A 1,805-nucleotide genomic window follows, 5' to 3' on the forward strand; every position below is an offset into this window, starting at 1 on the left:
TCGACATACTGCGACTGGGCGGACTTTATTCTGCCGACCGTCATCCTGTTACCAAGCTGGTTCAAAAAACACGCATTCAAGGCGGCAATCAACCCGTCAATATTCTTCATAAAGACCTTGCCGTCCAAGTTCTCTTTCAGACGGCCTGCCAAGCTGACGGCAAGCGTATCCGCAATATTGTCGAACCCCGCCACCCAAGCCGGGCCGAATTTTATACTGCCGAAGCGGCCAAACTCGGACTGCCGGCTCCTGATTTCATCGTTGATGACAAAAGCAACGGCAAAATTGTAAATACCGTTTGCGCAGACGGTCTAAGCCTGTAAAATTGCGACTCAATCCATTCATCCGTTTCAGACGGCATTCAGAGTAAACCATGTCCGCCCTATTTCCCCTTATCAACCACCTGATACAGCAAAATCCAGAGCAACAGCGCGAGCTGTCGGAATTTGCAGGCAGCATCATCTGCATCAGCCTGACCGGTTTCAGACTGACCGGACGCATCAGCGAACAAGGTTTTCTTGAAACCGCAAACGAAACCGCCGACACCAACATTACATTCCATAACAGCGCCATCCAAAAAATCCTCCAAGGCGGCCAGCCCGGCGTGGGCGACATCAGCCTCGAAGGCGACTTGGTCTTAGGCATGTCCGTCCTTCCTATTTTAGGTGGACTGCGCTATTATCCAAGCGACGATTTGGCACGTGTATTCGGTCATGTAGCCGCAGAAAGCATCAGCTCGCGCGCCGGCGATATCGGCCGCACCATGAAAAAAATCGGCAAAAGCATTGCCGAACAAATCAGCGACTTTTCACGCGAACCCGAATCCCCTGTTATCGACCAAGCCACGCTTGCCGAATGGTTGGAAGAAGTGGACAAACTGCGTGACGACGTTGCCCGCCTAAACGAACGCCTCGACCGGCTCGAGCGCGATATCTGGATAGATTAGACACTTAATTTCAGACGGCCTACTATCATGAAAAGCCCATTTAAAAACATCGGTATCGTTACACGTCCCAATACGCCCGAAATTCAAGATACCGTCCACACATTGGTTTCTTTTCTGCGCGAAAACGGCTTCACCATCTATCTGGATGAATTGAGCGTAGAAGAACACTGCGTCTATATCCAAGATTCCGCCTACTGCGAAACCGTAAACAAAGCCCAGCTGGGCAAATATTGCGACCTCGTTATTGTACTCGGCGGCGATGGTACCTTTCTCTCCGCCGCCCGCGAAGTCGCCCCCCGCGCTGTCCCCATTATCGGCATCAATCAAGGCCACTTGGGCTTTCTTACCCAAATCTCACGCGATACCATGGTTGAGGGCATCCGCCCCGTACTGGAAGGCAAATATCTGCCCGAAGAGCGCATCCTCATCGAAGCCAGCATCATTCGTGACGGTGAAACCATCGAACGCGCCCTCGCCCTCAACGACACCGTACTGTCTCGTGGCGGCGCAGGCCAAATGATTGAATTTGAAGTATTTATCAATCAAGAATTCGTCTATACCCAACGCTCAGACGGCCTGATTATTTCCACGCCTACAGGTTCGACCGCCTACGCGCTTGCCGCCGGCGGCCCCATCATGCAGGCCGGTCTGCACGCCTTCACGCTCGTGCCCATCTGCCCGCAATCCATGACCAACCGCCCGATTGCCATCTCCGACACCAGCGTGATCGAGATCCTCATTACCAAAAGCGGCGACGCACGCGCACATTTTGACGGACAATCCCATATCGACGTGCAAAACTTCGACCGCATCATCATCCGCCGCTATCACAACCCCTTGCGCGTCCTCCATCCCACCG

General features: G+C 53.2%; 2 protein-coding genes and 1 pseudogene. All 3 read left to right on the forward strand.

What is annotated here, in order from left to right:
- Positions 1-323: pseudogene (locus ACTHUT_RS19555) on the forward strand (SDR family NAD(P)-dependent oxidoreductase); the annotation flags it as partial.
- 50 nt (positions 324-373) lie between these two features.
- On the forward strand, positions 374-946 hold the full coding sequence (locus ACTHUT_RS19560) for a ubiquinone biosynthesis accessory factor UbiJ (RefSeq protein WP_049328968.1): 573 nt from the start codon (positions 374-376) through the stop codon (positions 944-946).
- Between the two features lie 27 nt (positions 947-973).
- Positions 974-1,805, forward strand: an 832-nt coding sequence (locus ACTHUT_RS19565) for an NAD(+)/NADH kinase (protein WP_440419492.1), incomplete at its 3' end; no start/stop codon positions are given.

The sequence above is a fragment of the Neisseria sp. P0022.S010 genome (genome assembly GCF_051956635.1).